This is a genomic window from Microcoleus sp. C2D2, from assembly GCF_036702495.1.
Taxonomy (GTDB): domain Bacteria; phylum Cyanobacteriota; class Cyanobacteriia; order Cyanobacteriales; family Microcoleaceae; genus Microcoleus.
Map to the genome: position 1 here is coordinate 1 of NZ_JAUBTO010000297.1, position 4,259 is coordinate 4,259.

The 4,259-nt window shown below is 44.6% G+C and carries 1 protein-coding gene; it reads right to left on the reverse strand.

The window, feature by feature from the left end:
* Window positions 1–2: 2 nt before the first annotated feature.
* Window positions 3–4,052: a hypothetical protein gene (locus QUB61_RS38160; protein WP_333133695.1), complete on the reverse strand. Its 4,050-nt coding sequence runs from the start codon at window positions 4,050–4,052 to the stop codon at window positions 3–5.
* Window positions 4,053–4,259: the final 207 nt, after the last annotated feature.

Consider the following 4,259-nt stretch of genomic DNA (forward strand, 5'->3'; position numbering starts at 1 on the left):
CTCTAATCCCACGATTGCAATTGCACAACCCAATGCTGCACGAAAGCAGAAATGCGATCGCGCCGAGTTTCAAAAGTAGCAGCAATCCAGATAAACACAATCCCAAAAGCCAAACCAATCGCCCATTTTATCAGCGGATAATCGAATATCAGAACCACCAATTGATAGAAAACATTGATTAAAAATACAGCCGTTCCCACAAACAAAAACGCCCGAACTCGCAGCGCCAAACCCGCTGCAATAGCCACCAAACTAAAAGATCCTGCAACTAAACCGTGGCTTTGCTGAGTCAAAAGAGGTATCCCGCAAATCAGCGCAGTTGCGAGCATTCGCAGAGTGTGGCGCAGCGGTTTTTTTGCTGGTAATTTGAGAGTGGGATCGAACTGAGTAATGTAAAGTAAAGAAAGTCCTAAAGGAGTAACATAAAACTCTGGCTGAGTCAACCCTATTTGCCAGAACCACCGCAGCATTATCCAGTCAATTATTGCCACACTCACATAGGTAAAACGGACTTCCTGCCTTTCCCAAGCTAGAAAAACATAGAAGGCGGCAGCTATCAGCAAGCTAATCGGATAAAACTTAGCCGGACTTTCCAAAATAGCAACTATGGGAATCAGCGAAGCAATTACCTGCCAAGGTTTTTTTGACCAACCCCAGTTGTCCCAAGGCAAAATGTAAATGAAATAAGCTAATAGAGAAGCGAGGGCAACTTTCCAAGGTCCCAGCGGCCCGGAAATATACTTAACTAAAGGTGTATTGATCCAGTAAAGCCGGATGGCAAAGGCTTCTAGCCAACCCAAGTAAATCCAAATTTCTGCCCGTTGGCGATCGCGATTATTTCGCCCTTGCCAGAAAGCATATTGAACTAATAAAGCACCAGTGACTAATCCTAAATTTAAGCCTGATTTAATATCATGGGCAGAAGCCCAAATCAGCAGCCAACTGCTCAAAACCCAGTGCAGGTGAGCAAATATTTTTAACTCTGCATTAGTTAAATGTAAATAATTGCTGAGCCAAGGAGATAAAATGCGATAGATATATGTTAAAGTTGTGCCGAGAGTGGCCAGGACAATTAAGCCGTCGCCAAAAGATCCTCCTGGTGCTTGAAAAAGTTGATAGAGTAGCGATTCGTAAGCAGCAACGGACACGCCCATTAATCCCAAATAAACCAAAGGTTTAAATTCTTGCTCCCGCCTACCAATGCCGATCGCAATTAAAGACGCACCCAACACAGTTAAACCAGTCCAATTCGCAAAAGTGTGCGATCGGAAAGTTAAACCCAATACCCCGTAAACCAAAGGTATAAAATGAATGCTAGGTAAATTTGTTTGAGCGCGGTGGCGGCGCCGCCACCAATCCCCCAACAATTGAGTAAACAATCCGAGAGCGATATTAGCAACTGCTAAATTAATCGTAGTGCGATCGACAAAACTCAAACCGACTGCTGTCAACAACTCCAAACTCCAAGCCAAGGCATAAATTGCCAGAGGGGAGTGTTGCCGTAAACTTCGGAAAATAATCGCAGCCATTATCACCAAAATAGTAGCTAAAACTTCAGCAGAAGCCGGGGAACTCAAGCTACTGCCTGCGTAGAAGTCAAAGGAATAAAAAGTAATTGTTGTTAACAGCAAGCCTGCCAGTAAGATGGCCCAAGTATCTAAAGCTCGATCGTAAATTTCAGCTAATTGAGAAGGCTCAGCCAAACGGCTGGAAAAACGAACAATCATGCTGCGAAGCAACCACAGAGACAAAACAGCGATCGCCCCGGCAATTGCCCAATCCCAACCCGACACAAAACCTAATCGATCGATCGCCGCAGCTACGAAACTCAAGCCAAACCCCACTCCAATCACAGCCGCTGCTAGCTCTACTAAATAGTAAGTATTGACTAACATTAATACGGCTGCCAAGCCAAAACCAATTAACCGATATCCCGGAAAAGTAAAAATTAGAAATTGTGCGAATATTAAGGCGATCGCACTAAAGGTACTGGCAACTCGTTTGTGAGGAACCTCAGTATATTTAGCAACAGCAGTCAAAGCCAAAGGAGTCGCCAGCCAGAGCAAACTCCACTGAGGGCGATGAGTGGCAGTACCCGCAATTAAGTAATTTTGCAACAATATAAAGCTGAATCCTGCTAATACTAAGCCCAGATACCAGGAAGTTTGAAACCATGCATGAGGCAAGCGGAAAAATGCAGAATTTTCTCGGTAATTTGCCGCTTTCATCCAGACATAAAATACCCATTCAATCGCCATGAATATTAATAATAGTGCTGACCAAATATTGGGTGTCTGGTTGGGGAAAAATAAGTCAATTGCCGAAGCGATCGCACATAAACCAATAATGTGAGTTAGGGGAATCAAAATTGCAGGATTTCCCTGTTGTTCAACAGCAGAAGCCTGGTTATCAACTCGCCGGGAATTCTCGGCAATTACGTATTTCCAAGCGATCCAACCTAAAGTTAAAGTAGAGACGAATAAATTGAGCGATCGCCAAAACGGATTGACTAAACTAACAATAGTTAAAACAATCCCCAAACACAGAGCAAGGTTTTCGCCAAAACAGGCAAGTTGAAACTTTCGCTTGCTGTAGAGCCACTGCACCACACTTACCATTAAAATTAAATAAGGCAACAGCAGAACACCCCAAAAAGCCCAAGGAGTTTGCTGAGAGTTTGTAAGCTGAGTTAAAAATGCAACAAATTGTGTTTTAATCCCTAAAGGAAGCACTCGCCAAAACAGCCAAATACTCTGAAGTCCCACCGCCTCAAGCATTAGCAAATCAAACTCTTGCCAAAACCGCACTAAACGGTTATAAAAAAACCAAACAGCCAATCCGCTAACTGCGATCGCCTGTAGCGGAATGTCGCGAAAACAAACCAGGTATCCCAAACCCACCAAACCCATTCCCGCTAATTGCCAGTTAAAAAATTTGCTGGGATTTGGCTGGTCGGATATATTGTTTTCAATAGTCCCAGATGCGAGGGGGTGCTGCCAATCGGGCCATGCTAAAAGCACGCCGCAGATTCCCAAAGCTAAACCCATTTCAGCGATATTTACATCCTTGACAAATATCGCCCGACCCAGTAAAATTCCTAAGGAATAAGCTACTAAAGCCGCTTTTTTGTAAGTCAGAAAATTTCTGCTAGAACTGGAAGCAGCGGCGAATGTTTCAGTATTTCCCGCGCGTGTGATAGATTGCAATCGTTGTTGCTGAACTTGATAAACTGTAGCAGCAGCAGTTCCCACTGTACCCAAATAAACCGCAGCCAGGGAAAAGCCGGCACTTCCCCACCCCCAGTGCAAATAACTCAATCCCAAGTGATTTAGGGCGATCGAGCGAGTGATGTTTTTTCCTGAAAAGCTTTGATATTGATCTTTTATAATCCGGGCAGTTATCCAAGTCAAAATAAGTGCCGCTGCGATTGCTACCGCCCAGTCCCAAGGATACCGCCACAATCCAAAAGTATCCATTGCCCAAAAATTGATCGGCACTAGCAACAGCGTCACTTCTTGCAAAGTTTGAGCAGTCAAGTGCAAATTCTGCTGTCTGTTTGCCCAAGTGCTAATCGCCCAAAAAGTTAAAGTATAAGCTAACAAAACTCCATATTGTCCGGCTGCAGGAAATCTTTCCCACTGACTGGCAGCTAAGACTCCTGAGGAGACAACTACCATGAACACTCCTAAAAACAACAGCCATACCACGCTAATTTCTGCCATTAGCGAGTGCAAAATTTGAGCGATTAAATTAGGGGTTTGAGTAGTTTTTGTGGGCGTAGCAACGCTTTCTCTGCTGCTAGGTAATGCTTGAGGCGTTGAGGGGGCAGGTACTTTTGGCTCGTTCCTAGGAGTTCGCGGGCCGTCAATTTCAGAGAGGTCTACAGCGGGATCTCTGAGTGGGCAGACTAAATACTGCCGGCACAATTGCTCAACCTCGGCGGGCGAAAGCAAACCCAGCCGCAGCCACGCTTCTAAACCTGTCAACAACTCAGGATGCGAGGCTAAGACGCTCAATTCAATTTTGCTCGATCGACCTTTGGGAGACGACATCGGCTTAAACTTGTACTAGCTACATTCAAGCTATAGCCTAGATTAATGTCGATCGAACATGGCAACATTCCGCCATCGCAATTGGCACAATAAGTATTTATAACTAAAGAGCTGTAGCAGCCACTGTCATATCGATTCCGGTTGCACCGTCCGCATTGTTGACTGTTGACTGTTGACTGTTGACTGTTGACTGTTGACTAATGACTG

Excerpts from the sequence above, each read along its gene's own strand:
- QUB61_RS38160 (WP_333133695.1), bottom strand. The coding sequence starts at position 4,052 with ATGTCGTCTCCCAAAGGTCGATCGAGCAAAATTGAATTGAGCGTCTTA.